Annotated in this window: 22 protein-coding genes; 20 read left to right on the top strand and 2 right to left on the bottom strand. The window is 64.1% G+C overall.

Annotation, left to right across the window (positions count from 1 at the left end; genetic code table 11):
* Window positions 1–224: 224 nt before the first annotated feature.
* The 6 genes from NKH03_RS18170 (at window position 225) to NKH03_RS18145 (ending at window position 7,906) form a co-directional block, all read left to right on the top strand.
* Complete coding sequence (locus NKH03_RS18170; protein ID WP_352969603.1) at window positions 225–1,115, top strand: SMP-30/gluconolactonase/LRE family protein; 891 nt, start codon at window positions 225–227, stop codon at window positions 1,113–1,115.
* A 97-nt stretch (window positions 1,116–1,212) separates the two neighbouring features.
* Window positions 1,213–2,226 carry an ABC transporter substrate-binding protein gene (locus NKH03_RS18165; RefSeq protein ID WP_352969601.1) on the top strand — a complete coding sequence of 338 codons (1,014 nt, stop codon included), beginning with the start codon at window positions 1,213–1,215 and terminating at the stop codon, window positions 2,224–2,226.
* Between the two features lie 49 nt (window positions 2,227–2,275).
* On the top strand, window positions 2,276–3,745 hold the full coding sequence (locus tag NKH03_RS18160; protein ID WP_352969599.1) for a sugar ABC transporter ATP-binding protein: 1,470 nt from the start codon (window positions 2,276–2,278) through the stop codon (window positions 3,743–3,745).
* 1 nt (window position 3,746) lies between these two features.
* A complete protein-coding gene (locus NKH03_RS18155) occupies window positions 3,747–4,727 on the top strand; it encodes an ABC transporter permease (protein WP_352866199.1) in 981 nt (326 codons plus the stop codon).
* A gap of 3 nt (window positions 4,728–4,730) precedes the next feature.
* Window positions 4,731–5,678, top strand: coding sequence for an ABC transporter permease (locus tag NKH03_RS18150; protein ID WP_352969597.1), 948 nt, complete (start codon window positions 4,731–4,733; stop codon window positions 5,676–5,678).
* 155 nt (window positions 5,679–5,833) lie between these two features.
* Window positions 5,834–7,906, top strand: a complete 2,073-nt coding sequence (locus tag NKH03_RS18145; RefSeq protein WP_352969596.1) for a 3-hydroxyacyl-CoA dehydrogenase NAD-binding domain-containing protein — start codon at window positions 5,834–5,836, stop codon at window positions 7,904–7,906.
* Between the two features lie 27 nt (window positions 7,907–7,933).
* Here the strand turns inward: NKH03_RS18145 and NKH03_RS18140 are convergent, their stop codons facing one another.
* Window positions 7,934–8,746, bottom strand: coding sequence for a helix-turn-helix transcriptional regulator (locus NKH03_RS18140; protein WP_352969594.1), 813 nt, complete (start codon window positions 8,744–8,746; stop codon window positions 7,934–7,936).
* A 106-nt stretch (window positions 8,747–8,852) separates the two neighbouring features.
* On the opposite strand from NKH03_RS18140, the gene NKH03_RS18135 reads away from it, so the two are divergent.
* The 10 genes from NKH03_RS18135 to NKH03_RS18090 all read left to right on the top strand — a co-directional run bounded on the left by NKH03_RS18135 (window position 8,853) and on the right by NKH03_RS18090 (window position 18,062).
* Complete coding sequence (locus NKH03_RS18135) at window positions 8,853–9,989, top strand: ABC transporter ATP-binding protein (protein WP_352969592.1); 1,137 nt, start codon at window positions 8,853–8,855, stop codon at window positions 9,987–9,989.
* Complete coding sequence (locus NKH03_RS18130) at window positions 9,970–11,133, top strand: ABC transporter substrate-binding protein (RefSeq protein WP_352969590.1); 1,164 nt, start codon at window positions 9,970–9,972, stop codon at window positions 11,131–11,133. The genes NKH03_RS18135 and NKH03_RS18130 overlap by 20 nt, the downstream gene beginning before the upstream one ends.
* Window positions 11,134–11,208: 75 nt before the next feature.
* Entirely contained in the window at window positions 11,209–12,072 is an 864-nt protein-coding gene (locus NKH03_RS18125) for an ABC transporter permease (protein ID WP_352969588.1), read from the top strand.
* Window positions 12,072–12,884: an ABC transporter permease gene (locus NKH03_RS18120; protein ID WP_352879878.1), complete on the top strand. Its 813-nt coding sequence runs from the start codon at window positions 12,072–12,074 to the stop codon at window positions 12,882–12,884. The genes NKH03_RS18125 and NKH03_RS18120 overlap by 1 nt, the downstream gene beginning before the upstream one ends.
* Window positions 12,885–12,894: 10 nt before the next feature.
* Complete coding sequence (locus NKH03_RS18115) at window positions 12,895–13,656, top strand: SDR family NAD(P)-dependent oxidoreductase (protein ID WP_352969586.1); 762 nt, start codon at window positions 12,895–12,897, stop codon at window positions 13,654–13,656.
* A 299-nt stretch (window positions 13,657–13,955) separates the two neighbouring features.
* On the top strand, window positions 13,956–14,702 hold the full coding sequence (locus tag NKH03_RS18110) for a hypothetical protein (RefSeq protein WP_352969584.1): 747 nt from the start codon (window positions 13,956–13,958) through the stop codon (window positions 14,700–14,702).
* A 113-nt stretch (window positions 14,703–14,815) separates the two neighbouring features.
* The gene (locus NKH03_RS18105) at window positions 14,816–15,004 is read left to right on the top strand and encodes a hypothetical protein (RefSeq protein ID WP_352969582.1); all 189 of its coding nucleotides are present in this window, start codon (window positions 14,816–14,818) and stop codon (window positions 15,002–15,004) included.
* 42 nt (window positions 15,005–15,046) lie between these two features.
* Entirely contained in the window at window positions 15,047–15,370 is a 324-nt protein-coding gene (locus tag NKH03_RS18100) for a hypothetical protein (protein ID WP_352969580.1), read from the top strand.
* A gap of 5 nt (window positions 15,371–15,375) precedes the next feature.
* A complete protein-coding gene (locus NKH03_RS18095; RefSeq protein ID WP_352969578.1) occupies window positions 15,376–16,758 on the top strand; it encodes a glutamine synthetase family protein in 1,383 nt (460 codons plus the stop codon).
* 2 nt (window positions 16,759–16,760) lie between these two features.
* Window positions 16,761–18,062 carry an NAD(P)/FAD-dependent oxidoreductase gene (locus NKH03_RS18090; protein WP_352969576.1) on the top strand — a complete coding sequence of 434 codons (1,302 nt, stop codon included), beginning with the start codon at window positions 16,761–16,763 and terminating at the stop codon, window positions 18,060–18,062.
* A 265-nt stretch (window positions 18,063–18,327) separates the two neighbouring features.
* Here the strand turns inward: NKH03_RS18090 and NKH03_RS18085 are convergent, their stop codons facing one another.
* The gene (locus NKH03_RS18085) at window positions 18,328–19,098 is read right to left on the bottom strand and encodes an IclR family transcriptional regulator domain-containing protein (protein WP_352969702.1); all 771 of its coding nucleotides are present in this window, start codon (window positions 19,096–19,098) and stop codon (window positions 18,328–18,330) included.
* A gap of 115 nt (window positions 19,099–19,213) precedes the next feature.
* Between NKH03_RS18085 and NKH03_RS18080 the strand changes: the two genes are divergently transcribed.
* The 4 genes from NKH03_RS18080 to NKH03_RS18065 all read left to right on the top strand — a co-directional run bounded on the left by NKH03_RS18080 (window position 19,214) and on the right by NKH03_RS18065 (window position 23,259).
* Window positions 19,214–20,071 (top strand): CoA transferase subunit A, encoded by an 858-nt coding sequence (locus NKH03_RS18080; RefSeq protein ID WP_352969575.1) that lies wholly within the window; start codon window positions 19,214–19,216, stop codon window positions 20,069–20,071.
* Window positions 20,068–20,874 (top strand): CoA-transferase subunit beta, encoded by an 807-nt coding sequence (locus tag NKH03_RS18075; RefSeq protein WP_352969573.1) that lies wholly within the window; start codon window positions 20,068–20,070, stop codon window positions 20,872–20,874. The genes NKH03_RS18080 and NKH03_RS18075 overlap by 4 nt, the downstream gene beginning before the upstream one ends.
* 1 nt (window position 20,875) lies before the next feature.
* Window positions 20,876–22,081 carry a 3-oxoadipyl-CoA thiolase gene (gene pcaF / locus NKH03_RS18070; protein WP_352969700.1) on the top strand — a complete coding sequence of 402 codons (1,206 nt, stop codon included), beginning with the start codon at window positions 20,876–20,878 and terminating at the stop codon, window positions 22,079–22,081.
* A gap of 146 nt (window positions 22,082–22,227) precedes the next feature.
* The gene (locus tag NKH03_RS18065) at window positions 22,228–23,259 is read left to right on the top strand and encodes a BMP family protein (RefSeq protein ID WP_352866160.1); all 1,032 of its coding nucleotides are present in this window, start codon (window positions 22,228–22,230) and stop codon (window positions 23,257–23,259) included.
* Window positions 23,260–23,383: the final 124 nt, after the last annotated feature.

Genomic DNA, 23,383 nt, shown 5'->3' with positions numbered 1-23,383 from the left:
ACAAGGTGTTCGCCAATTTTATCGGGCTTATCGCCGCTATCACTACGCCGCAATTGGGCCCTGCGCGACTGTGCAAACGCACAGTCGGCCGTGCGCTTTGACCCGTATCGCCATGCCGGCACCGCAACTACGCTCGACCCATAAAAAGACCATATCGGGAGAGCGCTCATGTCATTCGTCACCATGCGGGTTCGCACGACTGTCGGCGCCGCCGGGAGCCAGTGATGTCGGTTTCGGCGCGCGCCCGCCATTCCGGCTTCGACGACGTCGTTGGCGATGCAGCGATCGAAACGCTGGCGAGCGGCTTCGGCTTCCTCGAAGGGCCGGTCTGGCACCCCTACGAGAAATGGCTGGTCTTCTCGGACATTCCGGAAAGCCGCATGTACCGCCGTGGCGTGGCGGGCGAGATCGAGCTGTTCCGCGAGCCGAGCCACAAGGCCAACGGCAACACGTTGGACCGCCACGGGCGGCTGGTCACCTGTGAGCACGCAACGAGCCGCGTGACCCGCGCCGAGGCCAACGGCAGCGTGACGGTGCTTGCCACACACCACCAGGGCAAGCAGCTCAACAGCCCCAACGACATTGTTATTGCCACCGGCGGATCGATCTATTTCACCGATCCGGGCTATGGCCGGGTGGAGTTCTATGGCGTGCCACGCCCTCAGGAACTGCCGTTCCAGGGTGTCTACCGCGTCGATGGGGACGGCGCACAACTGACATTGCTGGCCGACGATTTCGTCCAGCCGAACGGGCTTTGCTTCTCGCTGGACGAGTCGCGGCTGTTCATCAACGACACCGAACGCGGACACATCAGGGTGTTCGGCGTCGAAGCCAATGGCGATCTCAATGGCGGCGCGGTGTGGGCGGTGACCGAGGGCGACGGACCGGGAGCGCCCGACGGCATGAAGATCGACAGTCGCGGCAACCTTTACTGCACCGGGCCCGGCGGCATCCATGTCTTTGACGCGTCGGGCGGCATTCTTGGCGTCATCCGGACGCCCGAAGATTGCGCGAATTTTACCTTCGGCGACGACGACCTTCAAAGCCTCTACATTACCGCGTCGACGTCATTGTACCGGCTCCGGGTGCGCGTGCCGGGATTGAGACTGTTTTGAGCCCGCGACAATTCGTGCTCAAATCAGAGTTGGGAGTGAGGCCGGGGTCAAGCCCGGCGGGAATTGCAGCAGTCAACACATCTGGGAGGATTACGACATGAAGAAACTGTTCGTTCTGGGCGCTCTGGCGGCAATGCTCGCCTCGGGCACGGCGCTGGCCGACACCAGTGGCAAGAAGATCGCCTTTTCCAACAACTATGCCGGCAATTCCTGGCGGCAGGCCATGCTCGACAGCTATGGCATCGTCACCAAGAAGGCGGTCGCCGACAAGATCGTCGGCGTGGCCGACATCTTCACCACCGCCGACAAGGAAGTGCCGACGCAGGCGGCGCAGGTGCAGAACCTGATCCTGCAGGGCTATGACGCGATCGTCATCAACGCCGCCTCGCCGGATGCGCTCAACGGCGCCATCAAGCAGGCCTGCGACGCCGGCATCGTCGTCGTCTCCTTCGACGGCACCGTCACCGAACCTTGCGCCTACCGCGTCGTCGTCGACTTCAAGGACATGGGCAAGCAGGAAGTCGAGCAGATGGCCAAGTTCCAGCCCAAGGGCGGCAACCTGCTGGAAATACGCGGCCTCGCCGGCACCTCGATCGACGATGCCATCCATGCCGGCATCCTTGAAGGCGTTGCCGCCCATCCCGAGTTCAAGATCGTCGGTTCGGTGACCGGCGACTGGGATCAGACGACGGCGCAGAAGGCGGTGGCGACCATCCTGCCGTCGCTGCCCGAGATCGTCGGCATCGTCGACCAGGGCGGTGACGGCTATGGCGCGGCACAGGCCTTCGCCGCCGCCGGCAAGCCGCGCCCGACCATCATCATGGGCAATCGGCAGGACGAGCTGCAGTGGTGGAAGGAACAGAAGGACAAGGACGGCTACCAGACCTGGTCGGCCTCGATCGCGCCCGGCGTCTCGTCACTCGCCTTCTGGGTGGCGCAGCAGGTGCTCGACGGCCGCAAGGACATTCCGCACGATCTGCTGGTGCCGTATCTGGCCTTCACCCAAGACGATTTCGAGGCCGAGTTGCCGAAGATCCCCAAGGGTGGCGTTGCCAGCCACGAATACACGCAGGAAGATGCAATCGCGGCCATCAAAGCCAACATCAAGTGAGCATCACGGCAGCGTTGCCGTCCGTATCGCCGAGCGGATATCGTTGAGCATGCCTGAAGGGAACGCTGACATCATCAGACTGAACGGCGCCGAAAAGCATTTCGGCGCCGTTCGCGCACTGGGCGGCGTCGATTTTCGCGTCGGGCCCGGTGAATGCGTCGGTCTCGTCGGCCACAATGGCGCCGGCAAATCGACGCTGATGCACATGGTGGCGGGCACGCTGGTGCCCGACAGCGGGCAGATCGGCGTGCATGGCGGCATCGAGGCGAACTACTCGGTGTCACGGGCGCAGCAGCTCGGCATACGCTGCGTGTTCCAGGAGCTGTCGCTGTGCCCCAATCTCAGCGTCGCCGAGAACACGCGCATCAACCATGCTTCGCTGCGCGGGCTCGGCTGGCGGCGCAAGGCGGCGGATCTGATCGCGGCCAAGCTCGACGAGATTTTTCCGGGCCACAGCATTTCGCCGTCGGACATTGTCGGCGATCTCTCCATTGGCCGACGCCAGATGGTCGAGGTGGCGCGCGCGTTCACGGTCACTCAGGATCGGCTTGACCTCGTCATCCTCGACGAGCCGACATCGTCGTTGGACGCGCATACGGCTGGCCAGCTGCTGGCCTTCGTGCGCCGCTTCGTCGCCGGCGGCAAAAGCTGCATCCTGATTTCGCATGTGCTGGGCGAGGTGCTGCGCAATGCCGACCGCATCGTGGTGATGCGCGACGGCAAGGTGGTTGTCGCAGACGCCGCCAGTGCCTTCGACCGCGACCGGCTGGTGACGGCGATGGGCGGAGCGGAAGCGCGCCAGAAGATCGCCGCCGAAATCGCTGCCGCCAAGATCGGCGCCAGCCCGCTGCGGGTTCGGGCGCGGCCCGCCGCGCAGAAGGACGGTACCGACCTTGTCGCTTGCGCCGGCGAGATCATCGGCCTTGCCGGGCTGGCCGGCCATGGCCAGACCGATCTGCTGCTGGCGATCTTCGCCGCGGCGTCGCGCGCCCGGACCGGCATCGAGGTGACGGCACCGGTGGCGCTGGTCGCCGGCGACCGCCAGGCGGACGGCATTTTTCCGCAATGGTCGATCGCGCAAAACATCGGCATCCGCTCGCTGGCGCGCCTGCGCAACGGGCTGTTGATCTCGCCGCAGCGCGAGGCGGAGCTTGCTGCATTTTGGCAAAAGAAGATCGGCATCCGCACGCCGGACATGAACAACAACATCTTCTCGCTATCGGGCGGCAACCAGCAGAAGGCGTTGTTTGCCCGCGCCCTCGGCTCGGATGCACAGATCGTGCTGATGGACGATCCGATGCGCGGCGTCGACATCGGCACCAAGCTGGAAGTCTACGACCTCGTGCGCGAGGAAGCAGGCCGCGGCCGTACCTTCCTCTGGTACACCACCGAAACCGAAGAGCTCGACAATTGCGACCACATCTATGTTTTCAAGAACAGCCGCATCGTCGCCAATCTGCGCCGCGACGAGTTGACGGAAGAGAAGATCATCCAATCCTCGTTCGGCGATGCGGCCTGAGATGACGGCCGCCAGTCTCGAAACCGCTGCCAGGACTTCCGCCGAGCGTGGCGCGCTGGCCCGCGCCCGCCTGTTGCGCGGGCTGCTGCCGGCGCTGTCGTTGGCACTGGTGCTGCTTGCCATCGCCTGGCTCAACCCGCGCGCCATCAGCTATTTCGGCTTCAGCTTGATGCTCAATTTGGCGATCCCGATCGCGCTGGCGACGATCGCGCAGATGTTCGTCATATCAGGTAACGAGCTCGACCTGTCGATCGGCACTTTCGTCGGCTTCGTCGGCTGCGTCACCGCGACCTGGCTGAAGGACGCGCCGCTCATCGGCGTCGTCATCCTGCTCGGGTCGATCGGCGTCTATGCGCTGCTCGGCGCGCTGATCCATCTGCGCAACCTGCCTTCGATCGTGGTGACGCTCGGCATGAGCTTCGTCTGGCAGGGGCTGGCGATTCTCATTCTGCCCAAACCAGGCGGCAAGGCGCCGGACTGGCTGCTTGGGCTGATGGCGTTCAAGCCGCCTTTCGTGCCGTTCCCGATCATCGCCGCGCTGCTGATCGGGCTCATCGTTCATTTCGGCCTCATGCGCACCTCCTATGGCGTGATCCTGCGCGGCTCGGGCGGCAATCCGGCGGCACTCGGCCGCGCCGGCTGGTCGCTGCTCAAGACCAAGATCGTGCTGTTTTCGTTGGCCGGTCTGTTCGGCGTGCTGTCGGGCATGGCGCTGATCGGCATCACCACCTCGGCCGACGCCAATATCGGCAATGGCTATACGCTGCTGGCGATCGCCGGCGTCATCCTCGGCGGCGGCGAGTTCGTCGGCGGCCGAGTGTCGCCCATCGGCGCGGTGATCGGCGCGCTGACGCTGGCGCTGGCGGCTTCGCCGCTGCTCACCTTCATGCACATCCCACCCGACTGGCAGGTGGCCGCCAACGGCGCCATCCTGATCATCGTGCTGGCGGCGCGGGTGCTGATCAGCCGCAGGGAGAGGTGAGCGATGGCATCGGTGAAATCGCTGCTCGCCAAACCCTGGATCTGGTCTTTTCTCGGCGCGCTTCTGGTCTGGCTGGCGACGATCGTCTTCACCGGCGGATACGGCGGCGGCGGCATGGTCACCGCCGCCCTGTCGCTGGCGGTGTTCACTGTCATCGTCGGTGTCGGCCAGATGTTCGTCATCACGCTCGGCCCGGGCAATGTGGACCTGTCGCTGCCCGCCAATATCGGCCTCGCCAGCGCCGTCGCCATGAAGGTGATGGACGGCAACGATTCCATGATCGCGGTCGGGCTGCTGGCGGCGCTTGCCTGCGGTGCGGCGGTCGGCGCCGTCAACTATCTGCTGATCTGGGCGCTGCGCATTCCGCCGATCATCGCAACGCTGTCGGCCAGCTTCATCATCCAGTCGATCGACATCAGCTATGGGCGCGGGCTGCAGATCAAGCCGCCGCCGGGCTTCGCCGATTTCGCCAACTGGCAGGTGCTGGGCATTCCGGTGCTGGCGATCCTCACCGTGCTGTTTACCGTCGGGGCTGCCATCGCACTGCAGCGCATGATCTATGGCCGCTCGGTGCTGGCGATCGGCCAGAACATCCGTGCCGCGTGGCTCGCTGGCGTCAATGTCGGCCGCATACGCTTCCTAACCTACACGCTGTCGGGCTCGCTCGGCGGCATCGACGGCGCGCTGCTCGCCGGCTATTTCCGCGGCGCCAATGTCGACATCGGCAATGAGTACCTGCTGGCTTCGATCGCCGTCGTCGTCATCGGCGGTACGTCGGTGGCCGGCGGCAAGGCCAATGTCCCCGGTGTCTGGGGCGCGGCGCTGTTCCTGGTGCTTTTGCTGACCATGCTCAACACCTTCGGCGTCAGCGCCGGCGTGCGATTGCTGCTGACCGGGCTGATCATCGTCGGGGTGATTACGGCGGCCGGCGGGCAGAAGGCGCTGCGGTGAGGTGGTGGTGGGATAAACGTCGATGCTGGCGGGACAGCACCCCCCTCTGTCGGCTAATCATTGTGCCAGGCCGGCATCCGGTTCCTATCCGCGCCATGGCGCTGTAAATCCGGTTTGCGCGGCCATGGCTGCTGATTAGTGCTGGGAGGTTTTGCGTGTCCGATTTCCTCAGGATCAACCGCGATGGCGGTGTCGCCATCGTCACCATCGACAATCCGCCGGTCAATGCGCTGAGCTTCCACGTTCGCGAACCACTGATGCAGGCGCTGGTTGAGCTGCGCGACGATGCGTCGGTTGCTGCCGTCGTCATCGCTTGCGCCGGCCGGACCTTTGTCGCCGGGGCCGACATCACCGAATTCGGCAAGCCGGTGCAGCAGCCCGATCTGCGCGCCATCGTGGCGACGCTGGAAACCATCACCAAGCCGATGATCGCCGCCATTCATGGCACCGCGCTTGGCGGCGGCCTGGAATTGGCGCTCGGGTGCCATTTTCGCGTTGCCGATACCGGCGCCAAGCTCGGCCTGCCGGAGGTGAAGCTTGGTCTCTTGCCAGGCGGCGGCGGCACGGTGCGGCTGCCGCGCCTTGTCGGCGCGCTGAAGGCCTTGAAGATGATCGTTTCCGGCGTCCCGATCGGTGCGACCGAGGCGCATGCCGCCGGTCTCGTCGATGCCGTCTTCGAGGGCGATCTGACCACGCATGCCGTCAACTTTGCCAGGGAGCTAGCCCGCAAGGGTGGCCCCTTCACCCCGGTGCGCGATCGCGATGACGGGCTCAAGGAGACCGACCTGGCGGCTCTCGACGCCGAGGCGGCGGATCTTGACAGGAAGGCGCGCGGCCTCGATGCGCCGATCGCCTGCGCACTGTCGGTGCGCAATGCCGTCACGCTGCCCTTCGACGCGGCGCTGGCGGCGGAGCGCGCGCTGTTCGTGAAACTGGTGGGCAGCGACCAGTCGCGGGCGCAGCGCCATCTGTTCTTCGCCGAACGTGAGGCGGCGAAGATTTCGGCCAAGGATGTCGTCAAGCGCAGGATTGCCCGCATCGGCGTCATCGGCGCCGGCACGATGGGCGGCGGCATCGCCATGGCCTTCGCCAATGGCGGCTACCCCGTCACCTTGCTGGAAACCAGCCACGAGGCGTTGCAGCGCGGATTGGCGACCATCGACAAGAACTACTCGGTGTCCGTCACGCGCGGCTCGTTGACCGAAGATGCCAAGCGCCAGCGGCTCGCCCAGTTCACGGGTTCCACCGACTATGCCGATCTCGCCGATTGCGACCTGATCGTCGAGGCGGTGTTCGAGGACATGGCGGTCAAGAAGGAGGTGTTCGGCAAGCTCGAAGCGGTGGCGAAGCCCGGTGCGATCCTCGCCACCAACACGTCCTATCTCGACATCGACGAAATCGCCGCCTCGACCTCACGGCCGCAGGATGTGGTCGGGCTGCATTTCTTCTCGCCGGCCAATGTCATGAAGCTGCTGGAGATCGTGCGGGCGCAGAGGACCGCGCCCGACGCGCTGGCGACCGTCCTCGACCTGGCGCGGCGGATCGGCAAGGTGGCCGTGGTCGTCGGAGTCTGCCATGGCTTCGTCGGCAACCGCATGCTGGCGGCGCGTGGTTCGGAATCCGAAGCGCTTCTTTTGGAAGGCGCTACCCCGCGCCAGATCGATCAGGTGTTCACCGATTTCGGCTGGCCGATGGGACCGTTCCAGATGGGCGATCTGGCCGGCCTCGACATCGGCTGGCGAAACCGCAAGGCGCGCGGCCAGACAGCCGTCATCGCCGACACGCTGTGCGAGCAGGGACGGTTCGGCCAGAAGACCGGCAAGGGGTTTTATCTCTATGAGAACGGTTCGCGCACACCGGTTCCGGACCCGCAAGTCGAGGCGCTGATCCGCGCCAAGGCGGACGAAAAGGGCATCGCTCCGCGCGCGATCAGTGCGGAAGAAATCATCGAGCGCACGCTCTATCCCCTGATCAATGAGGGCGCGAAGATCCTGGAAGAAGGGATCGCGGCCCGCGCGTCCGACATCGATGTCGTCTGGGTCAACGGCTACGGCTTTCCCATCGGCAAGGGCGGCCCGATGTTCTGGGCCGGTCTCGAAGGGGCGGGCAAGATTATCAAGCGGCTCGAGTACTGGCATCAGCGCACCGGCAAGGACGTTTTCAAGCCGGCGCCACTGCTCAAGACAATGGCCGAGACGGGTTCCTGGGAAGCCGGCGCAACAGCCTGATCGAGCGGTGATTCAAGGCCGGAGAAATTACCGGATCCGCGCGTCGATGATCTCGACGAAGCGCGCGAAGAGGCCGGCCTGCGACTTGATCTTGAGCTTGCGGTAGATGTTGCGGCGATGGACTTTCACGGTTCCCGGCACGATGCGCATGGCCCGGGCGATCGACTCGGTGGAGTGCCCCTGCAGCACCAGATCAACGACATGCTTTTCGCGCGGCGTCAGCGACAGGCTCTGCCAGATATGGGCGCGATCGAATTCGTTGACCGGCGCTATCGTCTCGTCCTGCTTCACCTCCGCCGGTTCGTCGGCCGGTAGGGCGGGCCAGCGCAATCTGGCGAAACTGATCACCGCCGACGCCATGTCGCGCAACAATCTGGCATCGGCGGTGCCGAACGGGCCCGAGGCGCGCAGCCGCATCAGTGAGAGCACAAGCGCGTCCTTGCCGGGCAGCGGCACGAAGAAGCCGACCTCCTCGGCCAGCCTGGTCTGGCTGTAGTAGGAGCGAAAATACTCGCTGGCGTAGAAGCGGTCCGGCGCCAGTTCGCGCATGCGCCAGAACCCTTCCTTGCGCTCGACCGCCGCGTGATGGAACGGGTCGAGCAGATACGGCCCTTCCTGATAGAGCGCGACGAAGACGTGACTTTCGGCTGGCGAGAACGTCTCGAAGAGCAGCGGCGGGCGCGAGGCGCCGCGATAGCCGAAGATCACGCAGTGATCGAAACTGACATGCTGCCGAAGCCAATCGACCAGCGCCTGGCCGAACAGGTCGCCGCTGGTCTCTCGCGTTGCCGCGACCAGCGTGGCGAGCCGGCTGTATTCGTCGCTGCGGGACAAGGCCATACCCCCTTAAACGAGAAAATAGCTCAGATATACCACCTGCGAGGTATATACTAGCCGGCATTGGCTCTGGTAGCGTCTTGAAATTGCCCTGGGGAGTCCGCAGCCTTTGACCGCAGTGCCCGACATCGAGTTTCGCGGCGTCACCAAGCGCTATGGCAGCGTGACGGCAGTGAGCGGCATCGATCTTGCCGTCCCACCATCCGCTTTCGTCGCTCTGCTCGGGCCGTCCGGCTGCGGCAAGACCACCTGCCTGCGCATGATCGGCGGTTTCGAACAGCCGAGCGAAGGCCAGGTGTTCATTCGCGGCCAGGATATGGCCGGCACGCCGCCCTACCGGCGGCCGGTCAACATGGTGTTCCAGCAATACGCGCTGTTTCCGCATCTGGATGTCGAGGACAACGTCGCCTACGGGCTGCGCCAGGCAAGGCCGCGGTTGTCGTCGCGCGAGATCGGCCTGAGAGCCGGCGAGGCGCTCGAAATGGTGCGGCTTGCCGGCTATGGCCGTCGCAAGATCCACGAACTGTCCGGTGGCCAGCAGCAGCGTGTCGCGCTGGCACGCGCGCTGGTCAACAAGCCGGCGGTGCTGCTGCTCGACGAGCCGCTGGCGGCGCTCGACAAGAAGCTGCGGACCGACATGCAGATCGAGCTGCAGAACCTGCAGCGCGAGATCGGCATCACTTTCGTGCTGGTCACCCACGACCAGGAGGAAGCGCTGTCGATGAGCGATTTCGTCTGCGTCATGAATGGCGGCCGTATCGTCCAGCTCGGACAGCCGAGCGAGATCTATGACGAGCCGGCCGACCTGTTTGTCGCTGACTTCGTCGGTAAGACCAACCTCTTGAGCGGCAAGGTCGCCGGGCATACGGGCGATCTGGTGGAGGTGGCGCTAGCGGACGGCACCGTGATTGCCGCGCGCAAGCGCACCGCCTTGCAGCAAGGCGAGGCCGTGTCGGTCAGCCTGCGTCCTGAATCGCTCAGTCTCGGCATTTCAGGAAGCGGCCGCTTCAAAGGCATCGTCCGCAATCGGATTTTCCTGGGTTCGACAGCGGAATACGCGATCGAGGTCCAGGGCATTGGAACGCTGCTCGCCAAGGCCGATCATCTGATCGGCCACGGCAATCTCTTCAAGCCGGGTGAACCCGTCGCCATCGGCTTTGCCTCCCGAACGCCGCTGGCGTTTCCGGACCCCAAGAACAACGGGACCAACCAGAGGGTAGATAAACATGTCGAAATCATATCGTGATGGACTGCCGATAAGCCCTGAGAACTTTGTCGACCAGCTGATGCGTTTGAAGCGCGGCTCGATCGGCCGCCGCGATTTCCTTGGCCTCACCGGCCTTGGCATCGCGACGGCGGTGATGGCGCGCGAGATCGGAATCATGCCGACGCCGGCCTTTGCCGCTGAAAGCCTTGGCGACCGCATGTCGATCGCCACCTGGCCGAACTATCATGACCCGGCGACATTCGAGAATTTCAAGAAGGACACCGGGGTTGCCGTCGAGGTCAACGTGTTCGGCTCCAACGAGGAGATGCTGGCCAAGCTGCAGGCGGGCGCCTCGGGCTGGAGCCTTTTCGTGCCGACCAACTACACGATCTCGACCTACAAGAAGCTCGGCATCATCGAGCCGCTGGATATGGCGAAGCTGCCGAATTTCGACGGCTCGCAGGAGGACTCGCGCTTCACTGGGGAAGGCACGATCGACGGCGTGGCCTACGCCGTACCGAAAAACTGGGGCACCACCGGATTTGCCGTCAATACCAGGAAGCTGACCAAGCCGATGACCAGCTGGAAGGAGTTCTGGGACACCGCCATGGCGGAAGGCGACAGCCGCACCATGGTGCACGACTATCAGCTGACCACGATCGGCAATGCCCTGAAATATTACGGCTACTCGTTCAACTCGCTCAAATCAGACGAACTAGCCAAGGCGGAGGAACTGCTGCTGAAGGTCAAGCCGCATCTGTTCGCGGTTTCATCCGACTACCAGCCGGGAATGCGCGCTGGTGACGCCTGGATGACCATGTGCTGGACGAACGATGGCGCGCAGTTGCATCGCGACATTCCCGAGATCGCCTATGTGCTGGGCAAGGAAGGCGGCGAGATCTGGACCGACTTCTACGCCATCCCGAAGGACGCGCCGAACAAGCCCGCCGGTTACGCTCTGCTCAACTACCTGATGAACCCGCAGGTGGCGGTGAAGGAGCATCTGGCCAATGGTGCGCCATCGACCGATGCGCGGGTCAACAAGCTGCTGCCGAAGGAGGTGCTCGACAATCCGATCCTTTATCCGGCGGCGGACCTGTTGACGCCGCTGGAATTCGGCGCGGCGGCAACGCTGACCGATCCCGGCCGTGCCGAATTGATGGCGCGCTTCAAGTCGGCCTGAACCGCGCGGCCTCAAATTCGACTCAGATAACTTGACCGGCGGGTTCATTCCCGCCGGCACCGGGGCAATCTCTCCATGCACGGCAGCCGTCTTCGCAAGAACCTTCTGACCGCCATGCTGCTCGGTCCGGCGGCCGCGTGGCTGGTGGTGTTTCTGGTGCTGCCGTTCATCGCCATCGCTGTATTCAGCGTCGGCGAACGGGCGCCGGAAGGCGGCTATCAGGGGGCTTTTACTTTCGCTCAATATGCCAATCTTCCAGCGCGGGCGACCGCCTTCTGGAACACAATGGTGCTGGCGCCCGTAGGGGCGCTCGCCTGCCTGCTCGTCGCCTATCCGGTTGCCTATTACCTTGCCTTGCAGGCGCCGCAGCGCTGGCGGCTGATCCTGCTGGCGCTGGTCGTCATTCCGTTCTGGACCAGCCTTCTGATGCGGACCTATGCCTGGATGTATGTGCTGGGCGGGCGCGGCATTCCGGCATTGCTCGCCTATATCGGGTTCGAGGATGTCAGACTGATCAACACGCCGGGCGCGGTGCTGCTCGGCATCGTCTATGGCTATCTGCCGCTGATGATCCTGCCGATCTATGTCAGCCTCGAGCGGCTCGACCGCCGGCTGCTTGAAGCCTCCGCCGATCTCGGTGCAACACCGATTTCGACTTTCCTCGGCGTGACCCTGAAACTGTCGCTGCCCGGCGTGATGACCGGCTTCTCGCTGGTGATGATCCTGCTGCTCGGCGAATATCTGATCCCGACGCTGCTCGGCGGCGGCAAGGTGTTCTTCATCGGCAATGCGCTGGTCGACCTGTTCCTGCAGTCGCGCAACTGGCCGTTCGGATCGGCCATCGCGATCACGCTGGTGCTGGTCTCGGTGGTGGTGCTGATTGCCGCCAACCGCATCTCGACCCGGGTTTCGGGCGCGCGCCGGGTGGATCTGATCTGATGCGCGCCTTCGTCATTGCCGTCTTCGCCTTCCTTTATCTGCCGATCGCACTGGTCGTGCTGTTCTCTTTCAACGCCGGTCACCATGCGAGCGAGTTCACCGGCTTTTCGGTGCAATGGTATGGCAAGGCGCTGGCAAACCCGTTCCTGGTCGAAGCGCTGAAGAACAGCCTGTTCATCGCCACCACCAGTGCGTCGCTGGCGGCGTTATGCGGCACCGCGGCCGCGCTCGGCCTGGCGCGCGTCAGCGTGCGGACCCGTGCTATCTTCGATGCGCTTCTGGGTGCCGCGATCGTCGTTCCGGGTGTCGTCATCGGCATCTCGACGCTGGTCGCGCTCGTCCAGCTGTTTACGGTCGTCAACCCGTTTCTCGCCTCGATCTGGCCCGATGACAAACCGCCGCGCCTGGCGCTCGGCTATGGTTCGATCATCGCAGCGCACGGGCTGTTCTCCATGGCGCTGGTGACGATGATCGTCGGCACGCGCCTCGGCAGCCTCGACCGCAATCTGGTCGAGGCCTCGAGCGATCTCTACGCCACGCCGCTGACGACGTTCCGGTCGATCGTGCTGCCGCAGATCATGCCGGCGGTCGTTGCCGGCTTCCTGCTCGCCTTCACCTTCTCCTTCGACGATTTCATCGTCGCCTTCTTCGTCGCCGGCGCGCAGACGACGCTGCCGATCTATGTCTTCGCGTCGATCCGGCGCGGGGTAACGCCGGAAATCAATGCCATCGCGACGATCGTGCTCGTCGCCTCCGTGCTGATTGTGGTGCTTGCCCAATGGCAGCTGCGTCAGCGCAAACCATCGAACTGAAAGTCGCATCATGATCCTCAAAGACCGCATCGCCGTGGTGACAGGCGCCGGCTCCGGCATCGGGCGCGCCGGCGCCATGATCATGGCCAGGGAGGGCGCGATGGTCGTCATCGCCGACAGGGATGAGGCCGCTGGCGAAGCCACGGCTTCGGACATCCGGGCAGTGGGCGGCCGGGCCGAGGCGATCGCGACCGATGTCGCTGAGGACGCGGCGGTCGAGCAACTCGTTGCCGGCACGCTTGACAGGCATGGGCGCATCGACATCCTGCACAATCACGCCGGTATCCAGGTCGGCGGCACGCTGACCGAAGTCGAGACCGAAGGCATGGATGCCTCGTGGCGGGTCAATGTGCGGGCGCAGTTCCTGGCGGCGAGGTTGGTCATGCCGTCGATGGTCGCACGAGGCGGCGGTGTCATCCTCAACACCGCCTCCAATTCCGGCGTGTTCTACGACCGCGAGATGATCGCCTACGCCACCTCCAAACATGCGGTGGTGGCGATGACGCGGCAGATGTCGCTCGACTATGCCCGGTACAATGTCCGCGTCAACGCGCTCTGCCCAGGCTGGGTCGACACGCCGTTCAACGAACCGTTCATCGCCCAGATGGGCGGCCGCGAGGCGATCGAAACCTATGTCCGCACCAAGATCCCGATGGGGCGCTGGGCCAGCGCCGAAGAGATCGCCGAAGCGATCCTGTTCCTCGTCTCCGACCGCTCCTCTTTCATGACCGGCCAGGCGCTGGTGATCGATGGCGGCGAAAGCATCGGCTGAGACTATGATCTCGCCGCCAGGCCCTTTATTTCAGCGCCTTTCCGATACACTGCCCCACGACTTTTCCCTGCTGCCGGGTCGGTAGCCAGGACTATGGTCCGATCGGCATGGGACTTCAGTGCCATGGTCGCTCGTGATCGGATATTCGTATTAAATATCAGGTAGTTACCATTCCCGGCGGTTCCAGCTCGCGTATTGAGACCGCATTTGTCTAAAGTTTACTCTGAACAATTAGGGATTCCTCATACGACGGTCGCTAGCGGTTGGGCGAAGAGCGGCGATTCCCCGAGGAGGTTACCATGACAAATCGAAAAACTCTGTTCGCGGCGCTTGCCGCATTGGCGCTTCTGGCGTCTCCGGCAATCGCCGAAGCTGGCGGCAACGGGCACGGCGGCGGCAACGGCAATGGGGGTGGAAATGGCCACGGTGGTGGCAACGGCCATGGCAACAGCGGCGCTTCGCACGGCAAGTCGTCGGCTCCTGGGCAGGTGGCCAAGGCCGAAGCGGACGACTCCACGGTCGATAAGACCGCAAAGGTCTCGTCCGTGTCCAAGGAGAAGAACATCCACGCCAAGCTTGGCCGGCTGAATTCGCTGCAGCGCAACATCAACGCCTACATGAACTCCAAGAGCAAGAAGTTCGCCGCTATCCAGGCTTTCGTGACGCAGTCCGCGAAAGCCAAGGTCGCCCAGGCCGCAGCTGAGGCGGCTCAGGATAAGCTGGATGCGCTGAATTCGCAGTTGAGCGCCTTGACGTCGCTGACGGCCGAACAGATTGCGGCCATGACGCCCGAAGATCAGGCGGCCTTGCCTGGGAAGATAACCGATCTGCAGGCCGAAATCACCGCCCAGGAGGCAGAGGTCGCCGCCGCCAATGACGCGGCGACGGCGGCAGCGACCGGCACCGATGATGCATCGCTCGACGCGGCGCTGACGGACATGGCCAACAAGCCCGTCGATGCCGATGTCACCGCTTGGGCCCAAGGCGTCCTTGCCGACAAGATCGACCAGACGGCGGCAGCGATTGAAGCGGAAACGACGCCGTAGCGAATCGTCGCCGAAACGGCAGTAGCGGAGTCAAGGATGCCGCCGGGCCTCGCCCGGCGGCATTGCTGTGAGTCCCAGCCCGGCCGTCTTCAACCAGTCCGCGAAGGTGGTCATTGCCTGCGAGTTCTGACACCTGCACCGCACCGGCCGACATCTACCGTGACATCGTCGACGTCTTCCGGTTGCAGCAATCGCTGCGCGAACACCTGAATATCCTCGACCATCTTAAAAGCCGGCAGTATGAGTTGGCTGCCGATCTGCTTCGCATTCGTCTGCGACTCTCCCGCGACCCGCGACCATAGCGCTGTTCGGCATGATCAGCCGGCCGGAATGACGAGGATTAATTGACGCGTAAAGCCAGCCCGACCATCGCGCTGTTTCCCGAAGCGAGTTTCGGACCAGCTTTGAGTTGTGTCGGCTTCGCGCAGGCGCTGCGTGCGAGAGGCGCCCGACCCGGGGCCGGGCACAATGCACGCCGTGCCGGCGAGACCGGCGGTGACCATATCGGCCGTGATGCCTGGACCGAAGGAGTATTGGAGAAAGCCATTCTCGGCCTGCTGGCCGATGACGCCATGCGCGCCCGCTTGAAGCGGAATGCAGCCCAAATGGTGCTGAAACCTGGAACGGATGTGGCCGCGCAAGCCATACTCTCTCTGATACGGACATGAACGAAATGCCTGACCAAATCACGACGAATAACTCCGCCCTGAACAACGCCGATCCGAAAAGCTGGCTGGCCCTGCACGGCATCAACGAGGTCGAGTGCCTGGTGCCCGACATGAACGGTGTGCTGCGCGGCAAGGCCTTGCCGGTGGCCAAATTCCTCCAGGCGCTGGAAGACCGCGCGCTCTATTTGCCGAGCAGCGCCTTCCTGGTCAGCATCGACGGCCGCTATTCCGGCGCGATCGACGAGGGTTTTGCCTATTCGGACCCGGATATGCGCATGGTGCCCGACGTTTCGACGCTCAGCCTCGCGCCCGGCGCCGCTGCTGGCAAGGCCTATGTCTTCGCCGATGCCTTCCACATGGACGACCGGCCATGGATGGCCTCGCCGCGCCATGTACTGCGGGCCGTGCTCGATCTCTACGCCAGGCGCGGCTGGCGGGCGGTGGTGGCGCCGGAGCTCGAATTCTATCTCACCGCGCCCAATCCCGATCCCGACCAGCCACTGACCGCACCGATCGGCGCCAACGGCCGGACTGAAACCGTGCAGCATCCCTATGACATGGTGGCACTCGAGGAGTTCGAGCCGGTGATCCGCCGCATCTATGATTATGCGGCGGCGGCCGGATTGCCGCTCGACACGTTGATCCATGAATCGGGCACGGCGCAGCTGGAGATCAATTTCCTGCATGGCGATGCGCTGCCGCTGGCCGACAAGGTGCTGCTGTTCAAGCGGTTGACGCGCCAGGCCGCACAGCAAAGCGGCATGCATGCCACCTTCATGGCCAAGCCGATCGCGGCACAGGCGGGAAGTTCGATGCATCTCCACATGTCCATCATCGACGAGGCCGGCAAGACGCTGTTTGCCGGCGGCGACGATGCCGACACCGAAATGTTCGGTCATTTCATCGGTGGCCTGCAGAAATATGTCCCGGAAATCATGCTGCTGTTCGCGCCGAACGTGAACTCGTTCCGCCGCATAAGGCCGAACCACAGCGCGCCGGCCAACATCGAATGGTCGCATGACAACCGTTCCTGCGGCTTGCGCGTGCCGGCTGGTGGCCGCGCCGCGCGGCGGGTGGAGAACCGATTGCCGGGTGCCGATTCCAATCCTTACCTGGCGATCGCCGGCTCGCTGCTCGCCGGCTATCTCGGCGTCGAACAGAAACTGGCGCGGTCGACCGAGGCGTCTGGCAATGCCTATAAGATCAAGAGCACGCTGCCGAAGACCATGGAGGAGGCGCTTGACCGTTTCGCTGCTTGCGACCCGGTGCGGGCGCTGCTCGGCGAGGATTTCTTCCAGACCTATCTGCGCGTCAAGAGCGTCGAACTCGACCTGTTCCAGGGCGTCGTGACGAGTTGGGAACGCGACCACCTGCTGCTCAAGGTGTGATCATGGCCTCCAGTTCAACGGGTTTCAATTCGGGCCTCGATATCGGCAGATCCTACTATGTCGCCACCGCCAATCCATCGCCGGACCATCCGGCGCTGGTGGGAGATGTCGACGCCGATTTGGTGGTGGTCGGCGGCGGCTGCACCGGGCTGTCAGCCGCCCTTCACGCCGCCGAGCGCGGATTGAAGGTGGTGCTGCTCGAGGGCGGCAAGATCGGCTGGGGCGCCTCGGGGCGCAATGGCGGCCAGATGATCCCCGGCCTGCGCAAGGGCGCCAAGGGTCTGGTCAAGCTCTATGGGTCTGAGCGGGCAAAGGCGTTGTTCGATCTCGCCTTCGAGGCGCGCGGGCTGGTGCTCGATATCATCGAGCGCCATGCCATCGATTGCGATCTCAGGCTGACCGGCCATCTCGTCGGCGCGGTCAACGGCTCCGATCTTAGGGATCTTGAGGAGGAGGCCGAGTGCCTGGCCACGGTGATGAAGTTTCCGAATGCCGAAATCCTTTCGGCGGCGGAAGCACGCGACAAGGTCGACACGCCCTATCACGGCGCGATGTACGAACCGCTTGGCGGCCACATGCATCCGCTCAATTACACGCTCGGCCTTGCCCGCGCCGCGATAGCTGCCGGCGTCACCATCCACGAGAATTCGGTTGCCGTGCGGCTGGAGCGCGAGCCTTCGATCCGGGTCTCGACATCAAAGGGTTCGGTCCGCGCTAAACATGTCGTGCTGGCGGGCGATGCGCTGCTCAGTGGGCTGGAGCCGCGCGTCAACAGTCGCATCATGCCGGTCGGCAACTACATCGTCGCCACCGAGCCGCTGGAAGGCAAGCGCAATGTCATCCCAGCCAATGTCGCGGTGTCGGACACACGCTTCGTCGTCAACTACTACCGGATGTCGGCGGACGGACGCCTGCTGTTCGGCGGCGGCGAGCGCTACACCCCGTCACCGCCGGCGGATATCGCCGGCTTCGTGCGGCCGCATATGGAAAAGACCTTCCCTCAACTTCAGGGCTGCCGCATCGATCACGCCTGGGGCGGACTGGTGTCGGTGACGACGTCGCGGCTGCCGCATGTCGGGCACTATGGCGAGGTCTATTTCGCGCATGGCTATTCCGGCAAGGGCGTCATCCTGTCGACGCTGTCGGGGAAGCTGCTGGCCGAAGCGATCACCGGCGACGCCTCGCGGCTCGACCTGTTCTCGACGCTGACCCCGATGCCGTTCCCCGGCGGCACGGCGCTGCGCGGTCCGCTCTATGTGCTGGGGATGCTGTGGTACGCCATGCGGGATCGCATCAAGCATTGAGGCCGCGCTGCAACGGCACAAAATAGTACCCTTAGCGATCCTTCACACCCCCCTCTGTCCTGCCGGACATCTCCCCCGCAAGGGGGGAGATTGGCAGATTCAGCGCTGCGCCCACCTACATCGGCGGAGATTGGCGAAAGCTGAGATGACAGCGATCTCCCTCCTTGCGGGGGAGATGGCCGGCAGGCCAGAGGGGGGTGCTGGCCCGCCGACGCATGGACTTTGCATGCCGCGGCAGTTGCGATTGGCGGGCGAGAATATCTTACTAAACCACAAAGAAATCCTCGATGCGCTGCCTGGCTCCAAGCAGCGCTGGCAGGATTTCCCGCTCCATCTCCGCGACGGAGAAGCGGGCGGACTGGGTCGGGACGTTGATTGCCGCGACCGTGCTTCCCGAGCGGTCGCGGATCGGCACGGCGATCGAGCGCAGGCCAAGCTCCAATTCCTCGTCGACGATGGCAAAGCCGTCCGCTTTCGCCTTCGCGATAGCCTCGGCCAGCAACGGCTTTTCGGTGATCGTCTTCGGCGTCCGCCTCTCGATCGTTGCCTGGCCGAGAAATGCGTCCAATTCCTGGGGCGTCATGCCAGCAAGCAGGATGCGCCCCATCGAGGTGCAATAGGCCGGCAGTCTGGTGCCGACATCGAGCGACACGCTGAGGATACGACGACCGGGAATACGGGCGACATAGACGACATCCTGTCCCGACAGGATCGCGGCCGAGCAGGCCTCGTTCAGCTGTGCCGCCACCGCGCGCATGATGGGGGCGGCGAAGGTCCATAGCGAGGCGCCACCGAGCCAGGTGCGGGCGACCGTCAGCAGGCGCGGCGACAGCGAGAACACGCGGCCGGCCTGGGTGGCATAGCCGGTGGCGGTCAGCGTCAGCAGGAAGCGTCGGGCACCGGCGCGGGTCAGGCCCGCCGCCTCGGCCATTTCGGTCAGCGTCATACCCGAGGGGTGCTGGGCCAGGATCTCCATGACGGCAAGGCCGCGCTCAAGCGAGCCGACATGATCACGGGAAACAGCCTCTTCGTCCATCTTGTCTCCACGGAACGGCATCAGGATTGACTCCACGCCTTCGCTTGGCGTAGAAAAGTATCGCATATAAAACATATGTTCGCAATACGAACATTCTGAATCCGGAGCCGAAGCGATGGTCAAGTTCCTGCCGCTCAAACAGGCTGTTGCGGAGAATTTGAACCATGGCGACGCGGTCGCTTTCGAGGGCTTCACCCATCTGATCCCGACCGCGGCGGCGCATGAGGCGATCCGCCAGGGTTTTCGCGACCTGACCCTGATCCGCATGACGCCGGATCTGATCTACGACCAGATGATCGGCATGGGCATGGCGAAGAAGATCATCTTCTCCTATGTCGGCAATCCCGGCGTCGGCCTGCTGCGGCGCGCCCGCGATGCCATCGAGAACGGCTTTCCGCGCCCGCTCGAAATCGAGGAACATAGCCATGCCGGTATGGCCAATGCCTATGAGGCGGGTGCAGCGGGGCTGCCCTGCGCCGTGTTTCGCGGCTATCGCGGCGCCGGGCTGGCGGCGGTCAATCCGAACATCAAGTCGGTGACCTGTCCGTTCACCGGCGAGGTGCTGGCGGCTGTCCCTTCGATCCGGCCCGATGTCACCTTCATCCACGCGCAGAAGGCCGACAAGAAAGGTAATGTGCTGATCGAAGGCATCATCGGCATCCAGAAGGAAGCGGTGCTGGCGGCCAAACGCGCGGTGGTGACGGTGGAGGAAGTGGTCGACAATTTCGACGATCTGTACCCCAATCTGACGGTGCTGCCGCGCTGGACGATCGCGGCGATATCGGTCGTGCCCGGCGGATCGCATCCGTCCTACGCGCATGGCTATTATGCGCGCGACAATGCGGCCTATCTCGAATGGGACGAGATCGCCGCCGACCGCGAGAAATTCCAGGCGTGGATGCAGGCCAATGTCATCGAGAAGAGCGCCGACGATTTCGCTGCTCGGGTCGAGTATCTGAGGAAAGCGGCATGAGCGACGATCAGACCTCCTTGGGCTTTACCCCGAACGAGATGATGACGATCGCCGCCAGCCGCGCGCTGCGGAATGACGATGTCTGCTTCGTCGGCATCGGCGCGCCATCGGCCGCCTGCAACGTGGCGCGGCTGACGCATGCGCCCGACATCACCTTGATCTACGAGAGCGGCACGATCGGCACCGCGCCCGACGTGCTGCCGCTGTCGATCGGCGACGGCGAATTGTGCGAGACCGCGGTCACCACCGTCGCGGTGCCGGAGATGTTCCGCTACTGGCTGCAGGGCGGGCGCATCTCGATCGGCTTCCTCGGTGCGGCGCAGCTCGACAAGTTCGGTAACATCAACACGACGGTCATTGGCGACTATTTTCATCCCAAGACCCGGCTGCCCGGCGGCGGCGGCGCGCCGGAGATCGCGACGTCGTCGAAGGAGATCTACATCACCATGGCGCAGACCAAGCGAGGGATGGTCGAAAAGATCGACTTCTTCACCTCCTTCGGCCATGGCGAGGGCGGCGATCATCGCAAGCGCCTCGGCATCGAGACATCAGGCCCGACGTTGCTGATCACCGACCTCGCCATCTGGAAGCCGGATCCGGTGAGCAAGGAATTCACCGTGGTGTCGCTGCATCCCGGCGTCGCGCGCCAGCAGGTGCAGGAGAGCTGTGGCTGGGTGGTTAAGTTCACTGATACGCTTGACGAAACGCCGGCGCCAAGCGAACTCGAACTCAAGACATTGCGCGACCTGCAGGCCCGCACCAAGGCGGCCCATGAGGGAACCGGAAAAGCAAAGGCTGCATGACATGGCCGAGGCCTATATCTGCGACTACATCCGCACGCCGATCGGCCGTTTTGGCGGTTCGCTGTCTTCGGTGCGCGCCGACGACCTTGGCGCGATACCCCTGAGGGCGCTGGTCGAGCGCAATCCCGGCATCGACTGGCAGGCGGTCGACGACGTCGTCTATGGCTGCGCCAACCAGGCCGGCGAGGACAACCGCAACGTGGCGCGCATGGCGCTGCTGCTGGCCGGCCTGCCGAAGGAAGTTCCAGGCTCGACCGTCAATCGCCTGTGCGGCTCCGGCATGGATGCGCTGACCATTGCCGTGCGCGCCATCAAGGCCGGCGAGGCGGAGTTGATGATCGCGGGCGGTGTCGAATCGATGAGCCGGGCGCCCTTCGTCATGCCCAAGGCCGACACGGCGTTCTCGCGCAACGCCGAGATCTACGACACCACCATCGGCTGGCGCTTCGTCAACCCGCTGATGAAGAAGCAATATGGCGTCGATTCGATGCCGGAGACCGGCGAGAACGTGGCAGAAGAGTTCGCCATCTCCCGCGCGGCCCAGGACGCCTTTGCCGTGCGCAGTCAGGACAAGGCGGTCGCCGCACAAGCCAGTGGCCGGCTGGCGAAGGAAATCACAGCAGTGACCATCCCGCAGCGCAAGGGCGATCCGGTTGTCGTCACCAAGGACGAGCATCCTCGTGCCGGAACCACGGTCGAGGCGCTGGCCAAGCTGCCGACGCCGTTCCGGCATGGAGGTACGGTGACGGCCGGCAATGCCTCCGGCGTCAATGACGGGGCGGCGGCGCTGATCGTCGCTTCGGAGGCCGCGATCAAGAAGTACGGCCTGACCCCGATCGCCCGCATGCTCGGCGGGGCCGCCGCCGGTGTGGCGCCGCGCATCATGGGCATCGGCCCGGCGCCGGCGACGCAGAAACTCTGCGCGCGGCTTGGCCTGACGCCAAAACAGTTCGATGTCATCGAACTCAACGAAGCCTTTGCCTCGCAAGGCATCGCCGTGCTGCGCCAACTCGGCATCGCCGAGGACGCGGAACACGTCAACCCGAATGGCGGCGCCATCGCGCTCGGCCATCCCTTGGGCATGTCGGGTGCGCGTATATCCGGCACGGCGGCGCTGGAGCTTCGCGAACGCGGCGGCCGTTATGCGCTGGCGACCATGTGCATCGGCGTCGGCCAGGGTATCGCGATCGCGCTCGAACGGGCCTGATCGGCGGCCCTTGGCCGGCTAAGTTCAAGAATTCGGTGCGTGGTTAAATTTGACCACGTGGACAAAAGTCCGGACCCGTTCCATAGTTCCCTGTCTGATTTTTAGAACGGCCGGCTCGACACGGCTGTCAAACAGAGGGGCACGAAATGGAAGACCGGAAGAACAAATCTAATTCGACACGCGAGGGTCTTTCGCGACGTAATGTGCTGGAGCTCGGCGCGCTCGGCTTGGCCGCGGCGATGCTGCCGGGCGCTGCCTTCGGCAAGGATAAGAAGCTGAAGGTGGCGGCGATCTTCGCCACGCCGATCGAGGAGCCATGGGACAACCAGATCCATGTCGCCCTGCAAAAGGCCGAGAAGGAACTCGGCATCGAGTACAAATGGTCGGAGAAGGTGCAGACCGCCGATTTCAGCCGCGTCATGCGCGAATATGCGCAAGGCGGCTATCAGCTGGTGCTGGGCGATGCCTTCGCCGCCGAGCGTGAATCGCGTCGCACCGCCAAGCAGTTCCCGAAGACCGCCTTTCTGTTCGGCTCGGGCGCCGGGCCGGCGGAACCCAATTTCGGCGTCTTCGACAACTGGATCCACGAGCCGGCCTATCTGTCCGGCATGATCGCCGGCAAGATGTCGAAGTCGGGCACGATCGGCGCCGTCGCGGCGATGGGCATTCCGGAAGTGAACCGGCTGGTCAACGCCTTCTTCGCCGGCGCCAAGGAGGTCAATCCGAACATCAAGAAGAAGGTCGCCTTCATAGGCTCGTTCTTCGATCCGCCGAAGGCCAAGGAAGCGGCGGTCGCGCAGATCGACGCCGGCGCCGACGTCATCTACGCCGAGCGCTTCGGAGTCATCGAAGCCGCAGTGGAGAAGAAGGTACTTGCCATCTCCAACATGTCCGACCAGTCGAGCCTCGGCCCCGACACGGTCATCACCGGTCCCGTTTGGGACATGTATCCGACGGTCGAGCAGGCGATCAAACTGGTCAAGGCCGGCGTCTTCACCGCGCAGGACTACGGTGACTTCTCGCGCATGGCCAAGGGCGGCTCGTTCCTGGCGCCCTACCACAAATTCGACAAGACGCTGCCGGCGGACGTCAAGGAACTGGTCGAGAAGAAGAAGGCCGAAATACTCGAAGGCAATTTCCGCGTCGACGTGGATGAGAACACGCCGGTTTCGGATTGAGTTTTACCCTCCCCCTTGTGGGGAGGGTCGATCCGCGAAGCGGAGCGGGGGGGGGGGGTACGCGCCCCGCCCCCCCCCCCCGGCGGGTTTTAAAACAAGAACGGGGGGCCCCCGACAAATGGGG

The sequence above is a fragment of the Mesorhizobium sp. M1406 genome, from assembly GCF_040317555.1.
GTDB lineage: Bacteria > Pseudomonadota > Alphaproteobacteria > Rhizobiales > Rhizobiaceae > Mesorhizobium.
Note: the sequence above shows the minus strand (reverse complement) of the source record. Positions and strands in the feature narration are given on the sequence as shown.